This window comes from Polynucleobacter necessarius, from assembly GCF_900095195.1.
GTDB classification, from domain to species: domain Bacteria; phylum Pseudomonadota; class Gammaproteobacteria; order Burkholderiales; family Burkholderiaceae; genus Polynucleobacter; species Polynucleobacter necessarius_G.
This window is the reverse complement of record NZ_LT606950.1, coordinates 1071276-1089798: the sequence shown is the minus strand read 5'-3', so window position 1 is coordinate 1089798 and position 18523 is coordinate 1071276. Positions and strand designations below refer to the sequence as shown.

Here is an 18523-nt window from a genome sequence, read left to right as displayed (position 1 = left end):
TGGCCAAGATGATTCGAAATATTCAAACCATCATTCCTGGCATTGCGACTTCAGATGGTGCAGGTGTAAAGCTGCGCAGAAGTTTGGGTGGACAAAATCAAGTAAGGCTGGATCCATTTCTCATGTTGGATGAGTTTTCATCCAATGATCCCAATGATTATGTTGCTGGTTTCCCACCGCACCCTCATCGTGGTTTTGAGACGGTAACCTATATGCTAAAAGGTCATATGCCGCATGAGGACCACTTGGGAAATCAGGGGCATCTTAAAAGCGGGTGGCGTGCAGTGGATGACTGCAGGACGCGAAATTATTTATTCTGAGATGCCGCAACAGGTTTCGGGCGCGATGCGAGGTTTTCAATTGTGGATCAACTTGCCCGCAAACGAGAAGATGAAGCCAGCAGGTTATAAAGATATTCAGGTGGAAGATATTCCTTCGGTATCCTTGGTGAATGGAGGTGCTGCAAAAGTCATTGCAGGCGCTTATGAAAGTGATGGTGGGTATTCGGGGACCTGTTCAAGGCATCACTACAGCACCCTTTTCTTAGATGTGCACTTGCCAGCACATACTGATTTTGAGCATCGAATCCCAAAAGAGCTGAATGCATTTATCTATATTTACGAAGGTGATTTAGAAGTGGGCGGCCCGATGAGGGCGGCACCAAAACAAGCGGCGATTATTTTGGGCGATGGTGATTTACTAAAGGTGAGGGCAGGCGATGAGGGCGCTCAATTCATTGTATTGGCAGCTTTCCTCTACATGCGCCTATTGTTCAATACGGTCCATTTGTTATGAATACCCGTGCTGAAATTGAACAGGCGATTGACGATTACCAAAACAATCGTTTTTGATAAAGCGCTCATGATTTCCTGGGAAGAGCACTCCGAAACTTGTTCAGCAAAATGGCACTCCGAAACTTGTTCAGCAAAATGGCACTCCGAAAATAGAATTGCGCCACATAAAAAAATTCAGATTGGCGACGATACGTTAACGGCAGATGCGGCTTATCGCCTGGCATGCGAGGGAACTGCGATCCTCTACCGTGGAGATTTTCAAAATGCTCGACAGCTTTTGCAGGCCTTAGTAAGGAGGGTAGATAGGTCATCGAAAAAATCACAGCGCGCCAGTCAAAAAAAGGATCTTGATAAGAATAAAAGCCCCTTAGAAACATTTAATCTGCATCGACTTTCTCAATCGTAGCGTGCACGCATTCTAGGAATGCTGCTGATTCAGATAAATGCTGATCACAGCATCTCGTTGCGTCGTACTCCTGAAGTAACTCAAGCTTGTCTTGAGGCTTATGGGGTGCAACAAGAGTCTTATGTTGTTTCACTTCGAGAATTGCTCGGCGTTATCAGTGCTCATGAGTGGCGCAAGAAGGGTGTTCCCATCTTAGTGAGAGGAGGAGGATGAAATTCGGATTCATCCACACTATGGCGTGTTTTCACCCATTCGCGGCGAATACATTGAGCTCGTCCTCAAGGCGCCGCTGTCTGCAGCGCTTGAGGGGCGCCGACTGCTTTCGATATCGGTGTTGGAACTGGCGTTCTATCAGTTGTATTGGCATTACGTGGCATTCAAAAGATCATCGGAACCGATTTGAATGAGCGGGCGATTGCTTGCGCTCTAGAAAACATTCAGCGTTTGAGAATGGAGTCGCGGATCCAGATTCTAAATACCCATCCATTCCCAGATGGAAGGGCTGCACTGGTGATTTGCAATCCGCCTTGGTTGCCCGCCCGACCTAGTTCTTTACTGGAGCAAGCTGTTTATGACCAAGATAGTCAAATGTTGTATTGGCTTAAAAGACCATTTGGAATCCCATGGGGAGGGTTGGTTAACCCTCCCTGATTTAGCGGAACATTTAAAATTGCGAACAAGAGAGGAATTGCTATCTTGGATTGATGATGCAGGTTTACGGGTGGTTGCTCGCATGGATACCAAACCTCATCATCCAAAAGTGTTTGATAAAACCGATGCGCTTTACTCTGCTAGAGCTAAAGAGGTCACCACATTGTGGCGTTTAGCTATTAAAACAAAGCCCCTCTAAGAATCAGAGGGACTTATTAAATTGGTGGAGTCGGCGGGAATCGAACCCGCGTCCGCAAATCCTCTACAACAAGTTCTACATACTTAGTCATATCGTTTGATTTAATCAATGAGGCACGGATTGACACGTTTCTCGCTGACGATTCACTTGGTTTTCGAACTATTCTTCGTGACGCAAAATAGCCTTATCTCTTGTATATGACCCTGATGTAGCTTGCGCTACCTGACCCAAGAGAGAATCAGTTCAGGGGCAACCGCAATTAAGCGGCTAGTGCGTAACGTTCGTCGTTAGCAGTTATTACATTCCCATTGATTTACGAGATAACGGGTTCTCGGTATGCCCTTGATGCTTTGTAATCTACGTCGAAACCATGTCGACCCCGAAGTGCATGCATTGGAGGGTCTATTTTAAGGCGAGTAGCCTTAAATTGTGCAATAACTTTGGCTTATTCCCTATTGGGGAAGATGATTTGTAACAGTTCAAGCGGTGCATGAATCACAAAATCAGCGCCCCAGGCCTCTGGAGGTTCTTTGCAGCCGCAATAGCCATATGCAGCGGCAACTGTTTGCATGCCGGCTGTTTTACCTGCAATGACGTCGCGAATGTCATCACCCACATAAAGTGATTTTGTTGGATTAATATTGGCAGCGCGAGCGGCGTGCAGGATGGGCTCTGGATGTGGTTTTGAGTGAGGGGTTGTGTCGCCAGATACTGTAGAAATGGATCTCGTGTGTAAGCCCATCAGCTCAATGAGCGGCTTAGTGAAGCGCTGACTTTTGTTCGTCACTATTCCCCAGGGAAGCTTGGCTTGGTCCATGCAATCCAGTAAATTCGCCATATCATCGAATAACTTGCTTTCGACCAATAACGCTTTCTCATAGTTGGAGAAAAATTCATCCCTCAAGGCGATAAAGTCAGAATGTTCTGGGGTAATACCAAATGCGCCCTCAAGCAATCCTCTTGCGCCAGCAGACGCATAGGGGCGAAGAAATTCATAAGGCTTAGGTGCTAAATTACGCGCAACGAGCAATTTGTTCGTAGCGGCTACTAAGTCCGGAGCGGTATCTGCGAGTGTGCCATCCAGATCAAAAAAGACCCCATGGTAGGGGCTTTGGTTTAGCTGCTTTGTCATTTACGTACTGCAATCATGTAATTGACGTCTACATCATCATTCAGGCTATAGATCTGCGTTAATGGGTTGTAGCTCAAACCTTTTATGCCGAGCATTTGCAATCCTGTTTGACGCGTAAACGCAACAAGCTCGGAAGGCTTAATAAATTTGGCATATTCGTGAGTACCTTTTGGTAGTAATTTGAGGATGTACTCAGCGCCAATAATGGCAAATAAGTAGGACTTTGGATTGCGATTTAAAGTGCTAAAAAAGAGCGTGCCACCAGGCTTACAAAGTTTGGTGCATGCGCGCACTACAGATGCAGGATCTGGAACGTGTTCTAGCATTTCCATGCAAGTAACAACATCGTATTGTTCGGGTTGTTCTTCAGCTAATGCTTCTGCAGAAATCGATCGATAGGTGAGGTTGGCTCCAACCTCCAATGCGTGCAACTCTGCGACCTTTAATGCTTTCTCAGACAAATCGATACCAGTGGTCTCTGCCCCCGATTGTGAAATGGATTCAGCAAGAATGCCACCACCACAACCAACATCAACCACTTTTTTGCCTTCCAGATTGACGAACGATTGAATCCAACCAAGGCGTAAAGGATTGATTGCATGCAAAGGCTTGAATTCGCTATTGGGATCCCACCAGCGATGGGCGAGAGCGCTAAATTTTGCGATTTCAGATGGATCAACATTCATTTTGATTTACTTATACATGAAGCGAGTGGTGGAGGTTATGAATATAGCGGAAATAAAAAAGCCCGCTAGAGGCGGGCTTTCTCACAAGTAATGTGAATTACTTAGCTGCTGTACCAACAACTTCGATGTCAGTACGGCGGTTCTTAACGCGACCTTCAGCAGTTGCGTTAGATGCAACTGGATTGCTCTTGCCTTTAGATTCTGTGTAGATACGGCTACCGTCAACACCCTTGCTTACGAGGTAGGTCTTAACAGATTGCGCACGACGCTGACCGAGAGCCATGTTGTATGCATCTGTACCAACGCTATCGGTGTTACCAACAGCAATGATCACTTCCAACTTGATTTTCTTCAAATCAGCAGCAATTTTGTCCAAAGTTGCTTTGCCTTCTGGTTTCAAATCGGATTTGTTGAAGTCATAGAGGGTGTCAGCTTGCAAAGTGATTTTGCTTTGGGTAACGCTAGAAGCAGCACCTGTAGTCAATGCACCGTCGCAACCCTTAGCAGCAGTTGCAGGAGTCCAGTTGTTGTCGCGCCAGCACAATGTGCCATCGCCGTTTTTCCAGTTCAAGCCAGAGCTGTTCTCCCAGTTGTCAGAAGCCATTGCTGCAGAAACAGAAACGGTAATAACAGAAGCGAGTAACAGTTTTAGGGTTTTGTTCATTTTTAGTCCTCAAAAATCTCTTTTTAATTAAAGTCAAACTTAAATGTAATTCGCCCTACTTTGAAGCAAAAAACCGCAAAGCGACACATCTCAATTTCGTACAAACTGACAGAATCTTAGCATAGCGCCCCTCAGTCATCAAAATGATATTATTTCTAGATGGAACAAGCCGCTAAAGAAACACTACCAATATCCCTCGAAGACGAAATGCGGCGGTCCTATTTGGACTACGCAATGAGCGTCATTGTCGGCAGAGCCCTGCCAGGCGTGCGTGATGGCCTCAAACCGGTTCACCGCCGGGTCTTATACGCGATGTATGAATTAAACAACGATTGGAACCGAGCTTACAAAAAATCTGCCCGCATAGTTGGCGATGTGATCGGTAAATACCATCCGCACGGTGATTCTGCGGTGTATGATACCATCGTTCGGATGGCCCAGGACTTCTCGCTACGCTATATGCTGGTTGACGGCCAGGGCAACTTTGGCTCTGTAGACGGGGATAACGCTGCTGCAATGCGGTATACCGAGATCCGGCTCCGGAAGATCGCCCATGAGCTTTTGGCCGATTTGGACAAGGAAACCGTTGATTTTGGGCCAAATTACGACGGTAGCGAGAAAGAACCCCTGATTTTGCCGGCCAAAGTGCCGAATTTGCTGATAAATGGTAGTTCTGGCATTGCGGTGGGTATGGCAACCAATATCCCTCCTCATAACCTTGATGAGGTCATTTCGGCCTGTTTGCACGTTTTGAGGAACCCAGAATGCTCAATTGATGAGCTGATTGAGATCATCCCAGCCCCTGATTTCCCTACCGCCGGCATCATTTATGGTCTCCAGGGGGTCCGTGAGGGTTACCGCACTGGTCGTGGTCGCGTGGTAATGCGTGCCAAAACCCATTTTGAAGATTTGGATAGGGGCGCTCGTCAAGCCATCATTGTTGATGAGTTGCCGTACCAGGTTAATAAAAAGAATTTGCTCGAGCGCATTGCTGAGCTCGTAAATGAGAAAAAGATTGAAGGCATTTCCGATCTTCGCGATGAGTCTGATAAATCCGGCATGCGTGTTGTGATTGAGCTCAAGCGTGGCGAAGTGCCTGAAGTGGTTCTCAATAATTTATACAAGAGTACGCAGTTACAAGATAACTTCGGCATGAATATGGTGGCATTGGTCGATAACCAGCCACGCTTATTGAACTTGAAGCAGATGCTGGAATATTTCTTGCAGCATCGTCGCGAAGTGGTAACACGCCGTACCATTTTTGAATTGCGCAAAGCGCGTGAGCGTGGTCATGTTCTCGAAGGTTTAGCGGTTGCTCTAGCAAACATTGATGAGTTCATTGCGATTATCAAAGCAGCTGCAAATCCAGTGATTGCAAAACAAGAGTTGATGGGCAAGGCCTGCGACTCATCGATGGTGCGTGAGATGTTGGCGCGTGCTGAGAGTGACGCACCAGGCGGCCGCAATGCTTATCGCCCAGAAGGATTGTTGCCTGAGTACGGTATGCAATCAACCGGTTTGTATCGTTTGTCAGATAGTCAGGCGCAAGAAATTTTGCAGATGCGTTTGCAACGCTTGACGGGTCTTGAGCAAGATAAGATCGTTAATGAATACAAAGAGGTGATGGCAGAGATTTCAGATTTGTTGGATCTCTTGGCTAAGCCAGAGCGTGTCACGCAAGTAATTGAGGCCGAGCTTAAAGAAGTTAAATCTGAATTTGGTGCTGCTGGTAGCGATAACGGTCGTCGCTCGTTCATTGAAATGAACGCAACCGAACTCTTCACGGAAGACTTAATCACTCCGCAGGATATGGTGGTGACGCTTTCGCATACTGGCTACATGAAGAGTCAGCCATTAAGTGAGTACCGTGCGCAAAAACGTGGCGGTCGTGGCAAACAAGCTGCCGCAACAAAAGATGAAGACTGGATCGATACGTTGTTTGTCGCAAATACGCACGATACGATTCTGTGCTTCTCGGATCGGGGTCGTATGTACTGGCTCAAGGTGTGGGAAGTTCCACAAGGTAGTCGCACTTCCCGTGGTAAGCCCATTGTGAATATGTTCCCGCTGATTGAGGGTGAAAAAATCACCGTGATTCTTCCAATTAAGGGTTATCAAGACGACCACTATGTCTTCATGGCAACCCGTTTAGGAACTGTGAAGAAAACCCGCTTGTCTGATTTCTCCAACCCGCGCAAGGCTGGAATCATTGCAGTAGATCTCAACGAGGATGATTTCTTGGTGGGTGTGGCGATTACGGATGGTCAGCATGACGTGATGTTGTTCTCTGACGCCGGTAAAGCCGTGCGTTTCGATGAAAACGATGTTCGTCCTATGGGCAGAACTGCGCGTGGCGTACGTGGTATGAACTTGGGTGAGGGACATCAAGTTATCGCTATGTTGGTTGCTCCTGCAGAAGCTGCGGAAGGTGCACAAACTGCAGCGGTTGATGAGAATGGTGTTGCGATCCCCAGTAGCGTGTTGACGGCAACGGAAAATGGCTACGGTAAACGCACGCCAATCGCCGAATACACTCGTCACGGTCGTGGCACGAAGGGTATGATCGCGATTCAGACAACAGGGCGTAACGGTAAAGTCGTTGCAGCTGCGTTAGTATCACCAGAGGATCAAATCATGTTGATTACAACTGGTGGCGTCTTGGTTCGCACTCGCGTTTCAGAAATTCGTGAGATGGGGCGCGCCACACAAGGCGTAACCCTAATTAATGTCGATGAAGGTACTCGTCTTTCTGGGTTGCAACGTATTGCTGAGAGTGATTCAGATGAAGATGCAGAAGATGGTGATGCCTCTGAAGAATCAGCAACCGATACCAATTCTGATGCAGCTGGTGACGCTTAAGGCGTCACCCTAGACTAATCACATTATGACTTTTGACCGCCGCATCTTTAATTTCGCTGCGGGGCCTGCTACCTTGCCTGAAGAGGTGTTGAAGCAGGCTGCAGATGAGATGCTGAACTGGCGCGGTCTTGGTACGAGCGTGATGGAGATCAGTCATCGTAGCAAAGAATTCATGGAAGTGTATGAAGAGACTTTGCAAGATTTACGCACCTTGATGCGTATACCTGATACGTATGAAATTTTGCTATTGCAAGGTGGTGGTCTAGGACAAAATGCTGCTATTCCTATGAACTTAATGCCTTTGGCAAAGAATGGCCCGAAGGCTGATTTTTTAGTAACAGGTATTTGGTCTGAAAAATCGTTTAAAGAGGCGCAAAAATACGGTACCGCGAATTTAGCAGCGTCATCTGCCGCGGAAAAATTCAATACGATTCCACCAAGATCATCTTGGAATCTATCGATTGATGCTGCATATGTGCACTATTGTGCAAATGAAACGATTGGTGGCGTTGGGTTTCCTGATGTACCAGATGTTGGCAACACCCCTTTGGTTGCAGATATATCAAGCAATATCCTTTCAAAAGAAATGGACGTCAATAGGTGCGCTGTTTGGTTTGGCGGTGCGCAAAAAAATATCGGGCCGTCTGGTGTAACAATTGTGATTGTGCGTAAGGATTTGCTGGGCCATAGCATGGGAATAACACCAACCATTTGGGATTGGTCTATTCAGGCAAACACCCAATCCATGATCAACACCCCGCCTACATTCTCAATTTATATGGCTGGCTTAGGTTTTAAATGGCTATTGAAAGAGGGTGGCGTCCAGGCGATTGAGAAGCGCAATCAAGAAAAGGCAGACTTGCTCTATAACTTCTTAGATCAAAGCAGTTTGTATGAAAATCGCGTCACTAAGGAATATCGTTCCCGGATGAACGTGACTTTTTTTCTGAAAGATGAGAGCCTAAACGCTGAGTTTCTGGCGCAGTCGAATGCTGCTGGACTGGTTGCTTTGCGTGGCCACAAAGCCGCAGGTGGTATGCGCGCCAGCATTTATAACGCAATGCCAATTGAGGGCGTTAAAGCCCTAGTGGAATTCATGCACGACTTTGAAAGGCGGGCTTAATGAGTACTGAAGAACAGCGCTTAGCTTCCTTAAGGGAAAAAATTGATGCGCTCGATGCGCAGATTTTGGATTTATTGACGCAGCGCGCCAAAGCGGCGCAAGAAGTTGGTCACGTCAAAGGTGGTTTCTCTTTGCCAGTGTTTCGCCCTGAGCGCGAACGTCAAGTGGTTGCGCGTTTGCAAGAAATAAATCAGGGGCCATTGCTGCCAGATGGTATTGCGGCAATCTGGCGTGAGGTTATGTCAGTCTGCAGAGCACTAGAAACACGTCAAACGATCGCCTATCTGGGGCCAGTAGGTACTTTCTCCGAGCAAGCGGCACAAACCTATTTTGGCCATTCGATTGCTGGCTTGCCATGCGCAAGTCTCGATGAGGTTTTTAAGGCGGTCGAGAAAGGCGCGGCGCAATTCGGTGTTGTGCCTGTAGAAAATTCGAGTGAGGGTGCAATCTCGCGCACACTTGATTTGTTGCTAGATTCCTCCATGCGTATTAGCGGAGAAGTGGTTCTCCCCATTCACCACCATTTGCTAACCAAGAGTGGTAATTTGGATGGCGTGACAACCGTTTGTGCTCATGCACAAGCGTTGGCCCAATGTCAGCAATGGTTGAGCGTGCATGCGCCACAGTTAAAGCGCCAAGCTGTTAGTAGTAATTCGGAGGCAGCCCGATTGGCTGCGAATGATCCAACATTAGCTGCTATTGCTGGAGATTCTGCACAAGAAGCTTATGGTTTACAGGCGGTCGCCACGCAAATTCAGGATGATCCACACAATCGCACTCGCTTCGTTGTAGTGGGTAACTATGCTTGCCAACCTACAGGCAAAGACCAAACATCATTGGTGCTCTCAGTGGACAACCAACCGGGTGCTGTGCACCGTTTATTGGCGCCTTTAGCGAAACATGGCGTGTCTATGAACCGCTTTGAATCTCGCCCTGCCCGCAAGGGGACATGGGAATATCACTTTTACATTGATATTGCTGGACATGCTGACGATACAAAGGTTGTAGAAGCATTAAAGGAGTTGAGAGAGGTTGCTGCCTTCTATAAGAACCTCGGCTCCCACCCTCATTCTGCTTAGTTCATTTGTAAAGTAAGTATGTTCTCTAAAATTGGCTTAAAACATATCCATGCTATTGCACCCTATGTTGGTGGTCGTCCCATCAGCGAAGTGGCGCGCGAATATGGTTTAGATGAAAACAAGATTGTGAAGTTGGCTTCCAATGAAAATCCGCTGGGAATGCCAAAGTCCGCTCAAGAAGCTATGTTTCAAGCAGCAATTGATTTGGGGCGTTATCCAGATTCCAATGGCTTTGAGTTAAAGAATGTTTTGTCTAACTCTTTAGGTGTGCCAGCTGATTGGATCACGCTGGGCAATGGCAGTAACGATATTTTGGAATTAGCCGCGCGTGCAGTTGCTCAAGCTGGCGATGAAGTGATCTTCTCAAAGCATGCTTTCGCGGTTTATTTGTTAGCTACTCAAGCGGTTGGCGCTAAAGCGGTGGAGGTTGCTGCAACTGACACCTATGGTCACGATCTTCCGGCAATGCTAGCGGCTGTAAAAGCTGCGGGTGACAAAGCAAAATTAGTTTTTGTGGCCAATCCCAATAATCCAACGGGTAGTTACCTGACTGCAAAAGAGATTGAAGACTTTTTAGTGGCGCTGCCATCGCATATAGTAGTGGTATTGGATGAGGCCTACAACGAATACCTCGCATCAGAGCAGCGCTATGACGCCATTGCATGGGTAAAGCGTTTTCCCAATATGATTTTGTCGCGCAGTTTTTCTAAGGCTTATGGTTTAGCTGGCCTACGTATTGGTTATGGGGTTGCGCAACCGCACTTAACGGATTTACTCAATAGAATCCGTCAGCCATTTAACGTCAATAGTTTGGCCCAGGCAGCTGCAATTGCCGCATTTCAAGATAAGGAATTTTTGCAGCAAGGGTTTGAGTTGAATCGCGCGGGTTACGAGCAATTAACGAAAGCATTTGACCAATTTGGTTTGCGTTATTTACCATCGGCAGGAAACTTTGTTTTAGTTAAAGTAGGCGACGATGATCAAGCGGGCGGGCGCATTAACTTAGCACTATTGAAGCGAGGCATTATTGTTCGCCCGGTTGGTAGCTATGGTTTGCCACAATGGCTGCGCATCTCTATTGGATTGCCAGAAGAAAATGCGGCATTCATTACGGCTTTAAAAGAAATCCTATCTCAATGACCATCATTAATCCTTCTAGTAATTATGGAACTGTCACCATAGTGGGCGTTGGTTTGATTGGCGCCTCTTTGGGTTTGGCTCTCAAAAAAGCAGGGGTTATCACCAAGGTGCTTGGTGTTGGTCGTAGTAAAGAAAATTTAGATCAAGCCCTAAAGATAGGTGCAATTGATAGTGTGGTCGATTTAGTGGAAGCCACAAAGCAGTCTGATGTCATTGTGCTTTGTGTGCCTGTTGCCCAGATGCGCGCATCCTTCGCAGTGATGGAGCCATGCCTTGAGTCGCGCACCATGATCACGGATGCTGGCAGCATCAAGGGTGATGTCATTTTGGCTGCCAAAGAAGTTTTGGGTAAAAAAGCTTGCCAATTTGTGCCAGCGCATCCAATTGCCGGTGGTGCGCAACATGGTGCCAGCGCTGCTAAGGCGGATTTATTTCAAGGCAAGCAAACTATCATTTGCCCATTACAAGAAAATTCACCGGAGGATACTGCGCTGATCACTGGATTTTGGGAGTCAGTTGGCTCAGTGGTGAAGAAAATCGGTGTTGTGCAGCATGACGCTATTTACGCAGCGGTCTCACACTTACCCTATATTCTGTCTTACGCCTTAATGGCTAGCGTCGTGAACTCTGAAGACGCCGAACAAAAACTTGGTCATGTTGGCGCTGGGTTTAAAGATTTCACCAGAATCGCCGCTTCTAGTCCAGAGATGTGGCGTGATATTTGTCTTGGTAATCGCGCTGCTATTCTGAAAGAGCTTGATCAATATTTACTGGTCGTCAATTATATGCGTAAATTGATTTCGGAAAATGATGGTGCCGGCTTAGAAAAGTTATTCAATAAGGCAAGTAAAGCGCGTCAAGAGTTGGATGTTGGTGAATGAGCGGGTTACCTGATATTCGTATTGGCCCATTCAAGCGAGCGCAAGGCTCGATCGTCTTACCAGGCTCAAAAAGTATCTCCAATCGCGCGTTTCTGCTAGCGGCACTCTCCTCAGGAACGACGACACTCAAGAATCTGCTCGATGCCGAGGACACGCAGGTCATGCGTAACGCTCTACGCCAGTTGGGTCTGACGGTTACCGACAGGGGTGATCATGTTTGCGTGGTTGAGGGCTGTGGCGGGAAGTTCCCAGTACGGGATGCAGATCTTTTTATGGGGAATGCAGGAACTGCTATTCGACCATTAACTGCTGCTCTAGCAATGCAGGGTGGCAACTATCGTCTATCAGGTGTCGCACGTATGCACGAGCGGCCGATTCGGGATTTGGTTGATGGTTTGCGTCAGGTAGGCGCAAAGGTCGACTATGAATTACAGGAGGGCTACCCTCCAATCAAAATTTCAGCGGCAGAGATTCAAATCAAAGATGTCGTGAAAGTGCGCGGCGACGTGTCGAGTCAATTCTTGACTGCATTGTTGATGGCTTTACCTTTGGTAGCAACTGAACCAGTACGGATTGAGGTGGTAGGGGAATTAATTTCACGTCCATACATTGATATCACCCTGAAATTAATGGCCAGATTTGGTGTCATAGTTGCTTGCCCTGATAAGCAATCATTTGTCATTCCAGCAAAGACATCGGATGCGGTTTATAAGAGTCCTGGTCAGTTATCTGTTGAAGGCGATGCCTCTTCTGCTTCGTATTTCTTAGCGCTGGGCGCCATTGGTAGTGGCCCAGTCAAGGTCTTAGGTGTTGGTAAAGAGAGTATTCAGGGAGATGTGGCATTTGCTGATGCGCTTGCGCAGATGGGTGCCAAGATCTCCGCTGGTGAGGATTGGATTGAGGTTTCTGGTGTAAAAAATACCAACGGCAAACTCAATGGTATTACTCTGGACTGCACAGAAATTCCAGATGCAGCAATGACATTAGCAGTTGCTGCATTATTCGCTGATGGCCCAACTCGCTTAAATAATATTGCAAGCTGGCGCGTGAAGGAAACCGATCGCATTGCGGCGATGGCGAAAGAGTTGAAAAAAGTTGGTGCAATCGTTGAGGAGGGTGCTGACTATGTTGTGGTTCAAGCGCCAGTATCACTTAGTGATTGGAAATCCCCAAGTGAAGGTATTGATACATACGATGACCATCGTATGGCGATGTGTTTTTCATTAGCCGCTTTTGGGCCTAATACTCTCAAAATTAATGATCCGAACTGCGTGGCAAAAACTTTCCCGACGTATTTTTCGGAATTCGCGACAGTCGTTGCGTAAAGCGATGAGCCAATTTCCAGTTATTGCAATCGATGGACCCACCGCCTCCGGCAAGGGAACGGTTGCTTCTTTGGTGGCTCAAAAGTTGGGCTTTCATTATTTGGACAGCGGTGCCTTATATCGGTTGGTAGCTCTAGCAAGTGAAAAAGAGGGAATCGATGTTAAAAATGGCCCAGAGTTAGGCCATTTAGTTCCTAGGTTGTTGATTTCATGCAAAAATAATCAAGTTCTTTTGAATGGCGAAGATGTTACTGACGCCATCCGGACTGAAAATATTGGCTTAAGAGCATCAACTTTGGCCGTTCATCCTGAGGTTAGGTCTGCTTTAGTGGGTCTACAACGCAGTTTTCGCCAATCTCCAGGCTTGGTGGCCGATGGTCGAGATATGGCCAGTGTGATATTTCCAGATGCGATTTTGAAGGTTTTTCTGACTGCAATTGCCGTCGCGAGGGCTGAGAGACGCTATAAGCAATTGATAGATAAGGGAATTTCTGCTAAAGTCGAGGATTTGCTGCAAGATTTGCAGGAGCGTGATGCTAGAGATAGTAGTCGAGGTGCCGCCCCCTTGCTAGTTGCAGAAGGTGCAAAAGTGCTCGAAACATCAGATTTATCGATAGATCAAGCAGTTAAGACAGTTTTAGATTGGTATCAATCTGGATTGCTTAACTCAGTTTTGTAAGCAGTAAGAAGTAAGTTGTACGCAGTAATTTGGTGTCTTGAGAAACTCCACAACGCGATCATTTCATTAGCGTGTTTCTTTAAGGCTTTTTTAACCTAACCCGTCAGACCTTCTGGCGGCACAAAGTGAATATACATGTCTGAATCATTTGCAGAACTATTTGAAGAATCATTAACCCGATCGAATATGAAGACCGGCCAAGTTATTTCGGCTGAAGTTCTTCGCATCGACTATAACTTCGTCGTTGTTAACGCTGGCTTAAAGTCTGAAGCGTTTATTCCTGTTGAAGAATTCCATAACGACGCTGGCGAGATTGAAGTAGCTCCTGGCGATTTCGTTTCTGTTGCTATTGACGCTCTAGAGAACGGCTATGGCGACACCATCCTCTCTCGCGATAAAGCGAAGCGTTTGGCTTCTTGGTTGAACTTAGAAAAAGCTCTCGAGCAAGCTGAAATCGTTACCGGTACTGTTACTGGTAAGGTTAAGGGCGGCTTGACAGTGATGGTGAATGGTATCCGCGCATTCTTGCCTGGATCACTCGTAGATACACGCCCTATTAAAGACACCAGTCCTTACGAAGGTAAGACGATGGAGTTTAAAGTGATCAAGCTTGATCGTAAGCGTAACAACGTTGTGTTGTCACGTCGTGCGGTTGTTGAAGCTAGCCAAGGTGAAGAGCGTGCGAAGTTGATGTCGAACTTGAAAGAAGGCGCAGTGGTTACTGGCCTCGTTAAGAACATTACGGATTACGGCGCATTCGTTGACCTCGGCAGCATCGATGGCCTCTTGCACATTACCGATTTGGCATGGCGTCGCGTGCGTCACCCAAGCGAGATGTTGACTGTTGGTCAAGAAGTAACTGCGAAGATCTTGAAGATTGATCAAGAGAAGAATCGCGTTTCACTCGGCGTGAAACAGCTTGGTGATGATCCATGGGTTGGTATCGCCCGTCGTTACCCACCTAACACCCGTTTATTCGGCAAAGTAACTAACCTAACTGATTACGGCGCATTCGTTGAAATCGAGAGCGGTATCGAAGGCTTGGTTCACGTTTCTGAAATGGATTGGACGAATAAGAACGTTGCGCCAAGTAAGGCTACTGCATTGGGTACTGAAGTTGAAGTCATGGTTCTCGATATCGATGAAGACAAGCGTCGTATTAGTTTGGGCATCAAGCAGTGCAAAGCAAATCCTTGGGAAAAGTTTGCACGTTCACAACAAAAAGGCGACAAGCTTTCTGGCACAATCAAGTCGATTACCGACTTTGGTGTATTCATTGGCTTGCCTGGCGGTATCGATGGCTTAGTTCACCTCTCTGACCTTTCGTGGAATGAGCCAGGCGAAGAAGCTGTTAAGAAATACAAAAAAGGTGATGAAGTTGAAGTCACCGTATTGGCGATTGATGTTGAGAAAGAGCGCATCTCTCTTGGTATCAAGCAATTATCTGGTGACCCATTCAATAACTACACCTCTGTGAATGACAAAGGCGCTTTGGTAACTGGTACCGTGAAGGCAGTTGATGCTAAGGGTGCAACCATTTACTTGGCTGATGAAGTTGAGGCCTACTTGCGCGCTTCTGAGATTTCAACCGATCGCGTTGAAGATGCTCGCAATGTATTGAAAGAAGGCGATAGCGTTACTGCAATGATCACCAATATTGATCGTAAGTCACGTGCTATCAATCTTTCTATCAAGGCAAAAGACAGCTCTGATCAACAAGATGCAATGAACAAGCTCCAAGGTGATGCACAGTCTGGCACTACCAACCTCGGTGCTTTGCTAAAAGCAAAATTGGATAATCAAGGCTAAATCAATATCGCCGCTTTCTCGTTGAGGGGGCGGCGATTTTTTATTGATAGATCATGACAGATCAAGAGCAACAAGCAATTACTCGCTCCGAACTAGTGGAGAGCTTAGCGGAACAGTTTCCGCAGCTTTTACCTAGGGATGTGGAGTTGGCAGTAAAAACATTGCTGGACGCAATGACCCAAGCATTGGCTGAGGGAAAGCGTATCGAGTTGCGTGGCGTGGGAAGTTTTGTACTTCATCATCGTCCTGCACGCACGGGCCGCAATCCAATGTCAGGTGAGAAAGTGTTGATTCCAGAAAAGCGCGTCCCACACTTTAAGCCTGGCAAAGAGTTGCGTGAGCGTGTTGATTACAAGCCATTAAAACAGGCGGGCCCCAAAGAGGGTTCTGGTGCCTAGTACTCTGGCTAATCCTCAGCGGTCCATACGGACCATTTTTTTATTTAGAGTCTGGGCGCAATGATTCAGATAGCTACCTCATGGTTGCTCCTTCTCCCAGTTATGTTTGGGATTGGTTGGTTGGCTGCGCGCTGGGATTTACGTCTTGAAAATCGTATGGATGAGCGCGAGCGTATGCGTCAGCAACGCTCTACTTTCAAAGGTTTAAGTCTGTTGTTAAATGAGCAACCCGATCAAGCGATTGAAACGCTTGTCAGGATTGCTCAACTTGATCCAGAAACGGTTGAGCTTCATTTTTCTCTAGGAAATTTATTTCGTCGACGCGGCGAAACGGAGCGTGCAATCAGAGTGCATCAGCATTTAGCGAATCGTGATGATTTAAAACCGCGTGATCGCGATCATGCCGCATATGAATTAGGCCGTGACTTCTTGCGCGCAGGTTTATTGGATCGTGCGGAAGCTTCCTTAAATCGGGTTGGTGATGGCAAATATGCCATTCCAGCAAAAGAGAGTTTGCTGGAAATGTATCAGGTGGAACGTGACTGGCAAAAGGCCATCATTGCTGCAACAGAGCTTGAAGGTCTGCAGGGGAAGTCACATCAGACGGAAATCGCTCAGTTTTATTGTGAATTGGGTCAGGATGCATTGCGTCGCAAAGAACTGGGAAGTGCAGAGCAATCCATTGCTCGTGCATTACAAGCGGTTCCTAATCATGTGCGAGCCTTAATCTTGCGGGGTGATTATTTGGTAGCGGTTGAGCGTCCAGCGCAGGCTATTGAAGCCTGGAACTTGGTGGCGACATCACATCCCGCCTATATGCATTTACTCGCGGATCGATGGATGTTGGCTCACTCAGAATTGGGTAAAGAGAGCGAAGGTCTTGATCGACTCTGTGATTTATTAAAGACCCAAGCTTCTGGCGAATTATTAGATATCGTACACAAGCAAGTGATGAAAATTTGTGGCCCTCAAGCTGCTAATGTGATGCTGTCGGAGGTAATGCAATACTCTCCAAGTCTAAGCGCCCTTTCAAAATTAGCGGAGACGCGTTTGGCTCTTGAAGAGGGTACCGCCAACCCTGAGAGATTGGCCGAGCTGCAATCTATTCTGCACCTTTTGCGTCAGCGAACAACTAGTTTGGCTCGCTATACCTGTGGCAACTGCGGTTTCCGCGCCCGCCGATTCTATTGGCAGTGTCCAGGTTGTAATAATTGGGAGGCATACTCCCCAAGACGATCAGAGGGTCTGGCCCCAGGCGGCCCCTCAATGTAATTTTAGAAATTTGATTATTTAGGAAATCCATTGAAAGTTACGATTATCGGAAGTGGTTATGTTGGATTGGTGACAGGCGCCTGCCTGGCTGAGCAGGGTAACAATGTTTTTTGTTTGGATTTGGATCCAAAGAAGATTGAGATTCTTAATTCAGGTGGCGTGCCAATTTATGAGCCAGGCCTCAAAGAAATGATTGAGCGTAATCGCGCAGCTGGACGTTTACAGTTCTCTACTGATATTGCTGCTTCTGTCGCGCATGGCGATATTCAATTTATCGCGGTAGGCACTCCTCCTGACGAGGATGGTTCTGCGGACTTACAGTATGTTGTTGCCGCAGCTCGTAATATTGGACGCCATATGACAACAGCTAAGGTCATTGTGGATAAATCGACAGTGCCAGTTGGCACGGCAGACAAAGTTTCAGCAGCGATCGCGGAAGAATTGGAAAAGCGTGGTCTTTCATCTGAGCTTTGTTCTGTAGTTTCAAACCCAGAGTTTCTTAAAGAGGGCGCTGCTGTAGAGGACTTTATGCGTCCAGATCGCATTGTGATTGGCACAGAAAATAATCCTGCTGGCCTACGTGCTAAGGAGCAGATGCGTAAACTCTACGCGCCATTTAATCGCCATCATGAGCGCACTTATTACATGGATGTAAAAAGTGCAGAACTTACGAAATATGCCGCTAATGCGATGTTGGCAACCCGTATTTCATTTATGAATGAATTAGCTAATCTAGCAGATCTAGTTGGCGCAGATATTGAGGCAGTTCGTCAAGGCATTGGCTCAGATTCGCGCATTGGATTTGGTTTTTTATACCCGGGTACAGGATATGGCGGATCATGTTTTCCAAAAGATGTTTCCGCTTTATCGAAAACGGCTAAAGAGCATGGCCGTGATCTCAAAATTTTGGATGCAGTAGAGGCGGTTAACGAAATACAAAAATATGTATTGGTTGAAAAGATTGAAAAACGCTTCGGCAAAGATCTCTCAAACATGAAGTTTGCTCTTTGGGGCCTAGCATTTAAGCCGAATACCGATGATATGCGTGAAGCGCCGAGTCGCGTCATCATTCAAGAACTTGTAAAACGGGGCGCTCAAGTCGTTGCCCATGATCCAGTAGCGATGCTAGAAGCGAAGCACTGCTTGGATATCGATTCCAAGGGCAATCCTGCGGGCCTAAAAAATGTATCCATGGTCGATAATCCTATGGATGCTTTGAACGGTTGTGATGCTTTGGTGATTGTGACTGAATGGAAGGCTTTCCGTAGTCCAGATTTTGATGCTGTATTACAAAAACTCACTCGCCCGATTATCTTTGATGGCCGTAATCTTTATGAGCCACAAGCTATGGAAGAGTTGGGTATTGAATATCACGGTATTGGCAGACATAATTAAATAATTCCGTAAACTCCAACGAATATCGTAA

At 46.8% G+C, this 18523-nt stretch carries 16 protein-coding genes, 1 other RNA gene and 2 pseudogenes; 15 read left to right on the top strand and 4 right to left on the bottom strand.

What is annotated here, in order from left to right; genetic code table 11:
* The first annotated feature begins 8 nt into the window (after positions 1–8).
* The 4 genes and pseudogenes from BQ1619_RS09935 (at position 9) to BQ1619_RS06125 (ending at position 2050) form a co-directional block, all read left to right on the top strand.
* Positions 9–320: a pirin family protein gene (locus tag BQ1619_RS09935; RefSeq protein ID WP_231968556.1), complete on the top strand. Its 312-nt coding sequence runs from the start codon at positions 9–11 to the stop codon at positions 318–320.
* On the top strand, positions 289–795 hold the full coding sequence (locus BQ1619_RS09930) for a pirin family protein (protein ID WP_269460080.1): 507 nt from the start codon (positions 289–291) through the stop codon (positions 793–795). Before BQ1619_RS09935 ends, BQ1619_RS09930 begins: the two co-directional genes overlap by 32 nt.
* Positions 792–851, top strand: coding sequence for a pirin-like C-terminal cupin domain-containing protein (locus tag BQ1619_RS10315; protein ID WP_269460098.1), 60 nt, complete (start codon positions 792–794; stop codon positions 849–851). The genes BQ1619_RS09930 and BQ1619_RS10315 overlap by 4 nt, the downstream gene beginning before the upstream one ends.
* A gap of 10 nt (positions 852–861) precedes the next feature.
* A pseudogene (locus BQ1619_RS06125) lies at positions 862–2050 on the top strand (50S ribosomal protein L11 methyltransferase).
* A gap of 22 nt (positions 2051–2072) precedes the next feature.
* Here the strand turns inward: BQ1619_RS06125 and ssrA are convergent.
* The 4 genes from ssrA to ompA form a co-directional block, all read right to left on the bottom strand.
* Positions 2073–2431: a transfer-messenger RNA gene (gene ssrA / locus BQ1619_RS06120) on the bottom strand.
* A 64-nt stretch (positions 2432–2495) separates the two neighbouring features.
* Positions 2496–3182 (bottom strand): HAD family hydrolase, encoded by a 687-nt coding sequence (locus BQ1619_RS06115; RefSeq protein WP_114662872.1) that lies wholly within the window; start codon positions 3180–3182, stop codon positions 2496–2498.
* Complete coding sequence (gene ubiG, locus BQ1619_RS06110) at positions 3179–3868, bottom strand: bifunctional 2-polyprenyl-6-hydroxyphenol methylase/3-demethylubiquinol 3-O-methyltransferase UbiG (protein WP_114662870.1); 690 nt, start codon at positions 3866–3868, stop codon at positions 3179–3181. The genes BQ1619_RS06115 and ubiG overlap by 4 nt, the downstream gene beginning before the upstream one ends.
* A 97-nt stretch (positions 3869–3965) precedes the next feature.
* A complete protein-coding gene (ompA, locus tag BQ1619_RS06105; RefSeq protein WP_114662868.1) occupies positions 3966–4532 on the bottom strand; it encodes an outer membrane protein OmpA in 567 nt (188 codons plus the stop codon).
* 159 nt (positions 4533–4691) lie between these two features.
* Here ompA and gyrA point away from each other — a divergent pair, with 159 nt between their 5' ends.
* From gyrA to BQ1619_RS06050, 11 genes and pseudogenes are all read left to right on the top strand, one after another.
* Positions 4692–7391: a DNA gyrase subunit A gene (gene gyrA / locus BQ1619_RS06100; RefSeq protein WP_114662865.1), complete on the top strand. Its 2700-nt coding sequence runs from the start codon at positions 4692–4694 to the stop codon at positions 7389–7391.
* Positions 7392–7416: 25 nt separating this feature from the next.
* Complete coding sequence (gene serC, locus BQ1619_RS06095) at positions 7417–8514, top strand: 3-phosphoserine/phosphohydroxythreonine transaminase (protein ID WP_114662863.1); 1098 nt, start codon at positions 7417–7419, stop codon at positions 8512–8514.
* Positions 8514–9593, top strand: coding sequence for a prephenate dehydratase (pheA, locus tag BQ1619_RS06090; protein WP_114662861.1), 1080 nt, complete (start codon positions 8514–8516; stop codon positions 9591–9593). The genes serC and pheA overlap by 1 nt, the downstream gene beginning before the upstream one ends.
* Positions 9594–9611: 18 nt before the next feature.
* Positions 9612–10733: a histidinol-phosphate transaminase gene (hisC, locus tag BQ1619_RS06085; protein WP_114662859.1), complete on the top strand. Its 1122-nt coding sequence runs from the start codon at positions 9612–9614 to the stop codon at positions 10731–10733.
* Complete coding sequence (locus BQ1619_RS06080) at positions 10730–11614, top strand: prephenate dehydrogenase (RefSeq protein ID WP_114662857.1); 885 nt, start codon at positions 10730–10732, stop codon at positions 11612–11614. Before hisC ends, BQ1619_RS06080 begins: the two co-directional genes overlap by 4 nt.
* Positions 11611–12939, top strand: a complete 1329-nt coding sequence (gene aroA, locus BQ1619_RS06075; protein WP_114662854.1) for a 3-phosphoshikimate 1-carboxyvinyltransferase — start codon at positions 11611–11613, stop codon at positions 12937–12939. Before BQ1619_RS06080 ends, aroA begins: the two co-directional genes overlap by 4 nt.
* Before the next feature lie 4 nt (positions 12940–12943).
* Entirely contained in the window at positions 12944–13618 is a 675-nt protein-coding gene (cmk, locus tag BQ1619_RS06070; RefSeq protein ID WP_114663547.1) for a (d)CMP kinase, read from the top strand.
* Between the two features lie 135 nt (positions 13619–13753).
* The gene (gene rpsA, locus BQ1619_RS06065; protein ID WP_114662852.1) at positions 13754–15427 is read left to right on the top strand and encodes a 30S ribosomal protein S1; all 1674 of its coding nucleotides are present in this window, start codon (positions 13754–13756) and stop codon (positions 15425–15427) included.
* A 53-nt stretch (positions 15428–15480) separates the two neighbouring features.
* Positions 15481–15819: pseudogene (locus tag BQ1619_RS06060) on the top strand (integration host factor subunit beta); the annotation flags it as partial.
* 66 nt (positions 15820–15885) lie between these two features.
* A complete protein-coding gene (gene lapB / locus BQ1619_RS06055) occupies positions 15886–17097 on the top strand; it encodes a lipopolysaccharide assembly protein LapB (protein ID WP_114662848.1) in 1212 nt (403 codons plus the stop codon).
* A gap of 30 nt (positions 17098–17127) precedes the next feature.
* Complete coding sequence (locus BQ1619_RS06050; RefSeq protein WP_114662846.1) at positions 17128–18492, top strand: UDP-glucose dehydrogenase family protein; 1365 nt, start codon at positions 17128–17130, stop codon at positions 18490–18492.
* Positions 18493–18523: the final 31 nt, after the last annotated feature.

Coding starts and splice junctions, on each gene's coding strand:
- rpsA (WP_114662852.1), top strand. CDS start 13,754: ATGTCTGAATCATTTGCAGAACTATTTGAAGAATCATTAACCCGATCG.
- gyrA (WP_114662865.1), top strand. CDS start 4,692: ATGGAACAAGCCGCTAAAGAAACACTACCAATATCCCTCGAAGACGAA.
- cmk (WP_114663547.1), top strand. CDS start 12,944: ATGAGCCAATTTCCAGTTATTGCAATCGATGGACCCACCGCCTCCGGC.
- aroA (WP_114662854.1), top strand. CDS start 11,611: ATGAGCGGGTTACCTGATATTCGTATTGGCCCATTCAAGCGAGCGCAA.
- BQ1619_RS06080 (WP_114662857.1), top strand. CDS start 10,730: ATGACCATCATTAATCCTTCTAGTAATTATGGAACTGTCACCATAGTG.
- lapB (WP_114662848.1), top strand. CDS start 15,886: ATGATTCAGATAGCTACCTCATGGTTGCTCCTTCTCCCAGTTATGTTT.
- BQ1619_RS09935 (WP_231968556.1), top strand. CDS start 9: ATGATTCGAAATATTCAAACCATCATTCCTGGCATTGCGACTTCAGAT.
- serC (WP_114662863.1), top strand. CDS start 7,417: ATGACTTTTGACCGCCGCATCTTTAATTTCGCTGCGGGGCCTGCTACC.
- BQ1619_RS09930 (WP_269460080.1), top strand. CDS start 289: ATGACTGCAGGACGCGAAATTATTTATTCTGAGATGCCGCAACAGGTT.
- BQ1619_RS06115 (WP_114662872.1), bottom strand. CDS start 3,182: ATGACAAAGCAGCTAAACCAAAGCCCCTACCATGGGGTCTTTTTTGAT.
- hisC (WP_114662859.1), top strand. CDS start 9,612: ATGTTCTCTAAAATTGGCTTAAAACATATCCATGCTATTGCACCCTAT.
- pheA (WP_114662861.1), top strand. CDS start 8,514: ATGAGTACTGAAGAACAGCGCTTAGCTTCCTTAAGGGAAAAAATTGAT.
- ubiG (WP_114662870.1), bottom strand. CDS start 3,868: ATGAATGTTGATCCATCTGAAATCGCAAAATTTAGCGCTCTCGCCCAT.
- ompA (WP_114662868.1), bottom strand. CDS start 4,532: ATGAACAAAACCCTAAAACTGTTACTCGCTTCTGTTATTACCGTTTCT.